Source organism: Peribacillus sp. NPDC058002, from assembly GCF_042886655.1.
GTDB classification, from domain to species: domain Bacteria; phylum Bacillota; class Bacilli; order Bacillales; family DSM-1321; genus Peribacillus; species Peribacillus aracenensis.
The window spans coordinates 1-4,242 of sequence record NZ_JBHVQU010000285.1 but is presented as its reverse complement, the minus strand read 5'-3'; the positions used below and the strand labels follow the sequence as shown (position 1 = coordinate 4,242).

The window sequence follows — 4,242 nt, the reverse complement described above, 5'->3', positions numbered from 1 at the left end:
AGGTATTATTTATAGTCAGGAAGGGTCTCTGTGTTATTGGAAGATATAATGAATTGATTTTCTATATGACGATGTGGCTCCCGGTAATTTTTTTGTTTCCATTAAAAGATGGAAGTTTCTTGAATTTACTTCCATTGTTTAAAGTTGGTTGGAAGTCAATTTCAACTACCGTGCCGCCGGTCATTTATTCGTTCCTAGGGTTTGAACTTGTCTTTTTCTTTTATCCTTTCTTAAAGAAAAAGCAATATGCCATTCATGGAATTATTATTGCCAACACCCTATCGATGTTCTTTTATCTCTTTGTAACCATTAGCTGTTTTGTGTTCTTTAGTCCGGATAGCATTACCGGTTTTAATCAGCCTGTCCTAAGTATGCTCAAAGTGATTGAATTCCGGTTTATTGAACGTCTTGACGTGGTTATATTGAATATTTTGATCCTTTTTTCCTCAAGAGCCTGGATCTTGTACATGTACTGTACGGTCTTTAGTTTCAGTCAATTAATGAATAAGCAGGATCATAGTTCATATGTGCCCGTTTTGTTAGGTTTACTTGTCGTGGGCACATTTTTTGTTCAACCAACATGGATGCAAGTAATAACCTGGCAAAAATGGGCTTCGAATGCCGGGATTGCGGTAGCATATGTGTTTCCCGTTTTTTTATGGATTTACAGTTGGGGATATGAGAAATTTTCACGGAGGAGATTTTCATGAGCCGAAAAATAGGATTGTGTCTTTTAATCCTTGTAATGATACTCTCTGGGTGTATGGATGCTACACCAATAGAGGAAGTTAGCGTCTCACTTATTTTAGGCCTCGATTTAGATGAAGAGGATAATTTATTAGTGTATATGTCAAGCCCGATATTTAGTAAAGAGGCAAAAGATAAGGAAGAAGTGTATGAAGTTAAATCATACACCCTCCGACATTCAAGAGAAAAATTTGATGCGAGGGTAATAGGATTAACATCAGGAAGTAAAACGCAATTGCTTTTGGTGGGAGAACGACTGCTTAAAAAGAAGGATTGGTTTGACTATCTCGATCCTTTCTTCAGAGATCCTAAAAATACAGTAACCGCGCGTGTTGTCGCTGTAGATGGATCTGTTGCAGATGTTATTTTCAATAAACCAGCAGATAAACCACGACTATCTCTATATTTAACAAGTTTAATTGATGCTGCCGCCAAGAGGAATATTGTGAAAAAAACGACCCTCCAGGATTTTCACAGACAAATGAAGGACAAAGGGAGAACAGCGTGGATCACACAAATCAAAAAGAAAAAAAGAATCGAGCTAACAGGCGCCGCACTGCTAGCTCAGTCCGGCCAGTATAAAATAACAATAACACCTGAAGAAAATCAATTATTAAATGTTTTAGAAGGTAAACAAAAAGGTGATTATTCCATAACTATTCCGGTTTCTATGGAATCCGCCAGTAGGGGCAAACCATACATCAGCTTCTCCATTTCAGATTTGAAAGTAAAGAAGAAAGTAAAGTTCAATGGACGCTTTGTATTTGATATAAATGTAGATTTACAAATCTCGCTATCCGAACAACTCTTTCCATTCGATGTCCGAAAAGATTATGCAAAGCTTGAAAAAAGCATTACAAATGAGCTTGAGAATGAATTCAACCGATTAATTCAGAAAATACAAAAAGCTCAAATTGATCCTCTAGGGCTTGGTCTGTATGCAAGAGCCTACACCTATCAAGAGTGGAAAAAAGTACAAGATGACTGGGGGGGGAATTTAGCAAAATCCAAAATAAACATACATGTTAAAACAAAAATTAAGGGCATGGGATCAACGAATTTTCAATAGGACAAAAGCTTTCATAATGGGGATGCTGAGAACTGATTCCTGTTAAAGATTCTGAAGAACGTTCTGTTTTTGAATTTTCTTTGGCATTATCGGAAAGACATAAAGGTTCTGGTGCAAATATGACCTGTTAGAAACGTAGAATATTAATATGCTTTTCATCTATGAATTATGAGGCCACTCCAAATAATTTATGTATAAATTCAATCTCACTTTGGACAGACTTCACCCCTTGTTGAAGTTGTCCTTTTTTCAGCATATGCATCACCTCCACTCCAGAGATGATTTATTTGACTGTTCGAAATGTTTTTAATCCTAGCGTAGAACGGACTCACTTCTTTATAAAGCGATGATCTTACTCCACTATGTTATTCAAGTATTTCTGTTGTTGCACCAGAACCAAAATTTGTGTGTAACCAATTTAAATAAAATTAGTTGTAGAGAACAAATAACAATGGGCGTTGAAAATATGTATCCTTTAGGAGAATATTCCAGAGTTGTTAATAACATTAAGAGAAAAGAAAATCGAGAAAATCCTGATTTACCGATTACATTTGGCAAAAATGGCCCTGGTACAATACCGGGACCATTTATTAGCCGCTTAGGCACTTTTTTATACTGTCCGTAAAATGGGGCATAGTTCAAAAGTAAGGGGTTGAAAGAATCGGTTTCTAAAAACCGTAGATTCTATGAAATCTACGCTCTAAAACATCCTTAATGTTAACTTCCGTGCAATTGTAGTTGGAGACCCTATTACCATTACCCATATTCCCCTTTTTAGCTAAGAACTTGCTATAAGATACCCCTAAAAAAAGCAATGTATCTCAAGTTTGAGAAATTCATTGCTTTTTTTTCATTTGCCCGTACCTCTGTGCGATCTGTCTGTTTTCACATCCATGAGTTGACTTTATTGTTCAGGAAGGTTTAGGGCTGTATTGGCTGTATTTATATCAACTTGTAATTGTTCACTTAAATCATGTGGATGATAGTAACCTTTTGAAATCATATAGTTACTTATCTCTCCGTGTCTTTCTACAGCGACACGAAGCTGTTCTCTTAAGGCTGCTTTCAATTCAGGTGTTTTTGTTTCTGTAATGGCAAATGCAAGATTTCTAATTCCTGATTTTGCGGATATTAAGAAGTCCGCTGCAATCACCTGATCAGTCATGCCACCCATACCCGCCATATTTTGCAAAAAATTTGTCATTACTGTTTCCCTCGATTCGTCAGAATTTCCTGCAGTTTTTGAATATCTTGTGTCCCAGTGCTCATGTCTTTTAATAGGATATTTTGTAGTTCTGTATCCTGCACTAAACTGCTCATTGTAGAGGACTTTGTTAGACAAAGACTCTTGAAAGTTAAAATTTCGTGCGCCTCTAAAGTTTCATGCAGTCCTAAATTTTCCGTCATGATTTTTCACTCCGTTTCTTTTTAGAATTCACATATATATCTTTCGTAATACAAAAGTTTTTATACATCATCATTTGCAAAAGTAACGTGTATTTTGCGAAATAAACTACCTATCGGTCAATAATCCGTATAACAAACAGATGAACTGGGAAAGGTATTTCATAGGATTAGGGAGGTGAACCGTATGGAAAATGAAAGCTTGGCATTTCATGAAACCATGGAAACGCATGAAATTTTAAATTTTAAAACAATAGGTTTAATGAGATCTAAATTAATGCAAGGAATTTGCTTTGACAATGACTTAAAAGCATTAATGGAAAAAGACGTACAACAATCTATAGCTGCTATAAACGAGCTAAAGGGTTTTTATACAGAAGCCCGAACAAACTATGAAAAATGAGGTGAAATTTAAATGGAAATGGATTTTTTAGATCCTCAAGGTGCTGAACATATGCCGGAAATGGCTGATTCCTCTTTCGCGCTAGATTTTCTACTCTCTATCAATAGTGGGATTCATACTTATGGTATTGCATTATCTGAAACAGCGAATCCCGCATTGAGAAAAGCACTGTACCAGCAAATGGAGCAATCTATTGACTTACATGGTGAGTTATCCGATTTAATGATCAGGAAGGGCTGGCTTTATCCGAACGATATAGGTAAACAGGTGGAATTAGATTTGAAATCAGCCGATATGGCGGTTAGTATTGCTGGAATGAATCTTTTCCCGAATGATACTGACAGACTCGGCATGTTCGCAACGCCGAATAAATAAAGGAGGAAAAGCATCATGAAAGCCGTAACTTACCAGGGCAATAAAAATGTACAGGTTAAAGAAGTTAAAGACCCTAACATCAAAAATTCGGATGATATTATTGTAAAAATCACTACTTCAGCGATTTGCGGCTCCGATTTGCACTTAATCCATCAATTAATTCCCAATATGCCTACAGATTATGTGATTGGTCATGAGCCGATGGGGGTTGTTGAGGAAGTTGGACCAGGGGTAACTAAGGTAA

The 4,242-nt window shown here is 36.5% G+C and carries 8 protein-coding genes and 1 pseudogene; 6 read left to right on the top strand and 3 right to left on the bottom strand.

The annotated features are described in order from the left end of the window. Both ACFVSH_RS23605 and ACFVSH_RS23600 read left to right on the top strand, forming a co-directional pair. Nucleotides 1-710 (top strand): GerAB/ArcD/ProY family transporter (locus tag ACFVSH_RS23605; protein WP_387708144.1); only part of this gene is annotated, 710 nt, incomplete at its 5' end. Beyond that, nucleotides 707-1,816 carry a Ger(x)C family spore germination protein gene (locus tag ACFVSH_RS23600; RefSeq protein WP_387604298.1) on the top strand — a complete coding sequence of 370 codons (1,110 nt, stop codon included), beginning with the start codon at nucleotides 707-709 and terminating at the stop codon, nucleotides 1,814-1,816. The genes ACFVSH_RS23605 and ACFVSH_RS23600, both read left to right, overlap by 4 nt. 166 nt (nucleotides 1,817-1,982) lie before the next feature. Here ACFVSH_RS23600 and ACFVSH_RS23595 read toward each other — a convergent pair. After that, a pseudogene (locus ACFVSH_RS23595) lies at nucleotides 1,983-2,207 on the bottom strand (DDE-type integrase/transposase/recombinase); the annotation flags it as partial. Between the two features lie 60 nt (nucleotides 2,208-2,267). Between ACFVSH_RS23595 and ACFVSH_RS23590 the strand changes: the two are divergent. After that, on the top strand, nucleotides 2,268-2,441 hold the full coding sequence (locus tag ACFVSH_RS23590; RefSeq protein WP_387708142.1) for a hypothetical protein: 174 nt from the start codon (nucleotides 2,268-2,270) through the stop codon (nucleotides 2,439-2,441). Nucleotides 2,442-2,720: 279 nt separating this feature from the next. Here ACFVSH_RS23590 and ACFVSH_RS23585 read toward each other — a convergent pair whose 3' ends face one another. Next, entirely contained in the window at nucleotides 2,721-3,020 is a 300-nt protein-coding gene (locus ACFVSH_RS23585) for a spore coat protein (protein WP_387708140.1), read from the bottom strand. Next, complete coding sequence (locus tag ACFVSH_RS23580) at nucleotides 3,020-3,223, bottom strand: hypothetical protein (protein WP_387708138.1); 204 nt, start codon at nucleotides 3,221-3,223, stop codon at nucleotides 3,020-3,022. The genes ACFVSH_RS23585 and ACFVSH_RS23580 overlap by 1 nt, the downstream gene beginning before the upstream one ends. 184 nt (nucleotides 3,224-3,407) lie before the next feature. Between ACFVSH_RS23580 and ACFVSH_RS23575 the strand changes: the two genes are divergently transcribed. The 3 genes from ACFVSH_RS23575 to ACFVSH_RS23565 all read left to right on the top strand — a co-directional run. After that, on the top strand, nucleotides 3,408-3,623 hold the full coding sequence (locus ACFVSH_RS23575; RefSeq protein ID WP_056519692.1) for a hypothetical protein: 216 nt from the start codon (nucleotides 3,408-3,410) through the stop codon (nucleotides 3,621-3,623). Nucleotides 3,624-3,635: 12 nt separating this feature from the next. Next, nucleotides 3,636-3,998, top strand: a complete 363-nt coding sequence (locus tag ACFVSH_RS23570; protein ID WP_387708137.1) for a spore coat protein — start codon at nucleotides 3,636-3,638, stop codon at nucleotides 3,996-3,998. 15 nt (nucleotides 3,999-4,013) lie between these two features. Then, nucleotides 4,014-4,242: alcohol dehydrogenase catalytic domain-containing protein (locus ACFVSH_RS23565; RefSeq protein WP_387708135.1), on the top strand; the 229-nt coding region annotated here is incomplete at its 3' end.